Annotated in this window: 1 pseudogene; it reads left to right on the top strand. The window is 52.6% G+C overall.

Annotated elements, in window-relative coordinates:
- Window positions 1-248, top strand: a pseudogene (locus SB724_RS21150) (hypothetical protein); the annotation flags it as partial.
- Between the last annotated feature and the right edge of the window lie 3 nt (window positions 249-251).

The following is a 251-nucleotide window of genomic DNA, read 5'->3' as shown; positions in this document are numbered from 1 at the left end:
CGAACAAAGATGCCGGCATGGACTTCATTGCCTATGCGAGCAAGGCGGAGAACCAGGCGAAACTTCCGGAATACATCGCTTATGGCCTTCCGAACCTCGGAGCAACCAAACTCGTGCCGGAGAAGTATCGTGAAGAATCGCCGACCTCCGAAGCAAACCTGAAGGGTGCTATCCCACTCGATGTTGACTTTTGGACCGACAATTCAGAAGAACTGACCCAGCGTTTCAACGCTTGGCTTAGCCAGTAAACC

The sequence above is a fragment of the Bacillus sp. SIMBA_031 genome (genome assembly GCF_046535225.1).
GTDB lineage: Bacteria > Bacillota > Bacilli > Bacillales > Bacillaceae > Bacillus > Bacillus velezensis.
This window is presented reverse-complemented; position numbering and strand designations above follow the sequence as displayed.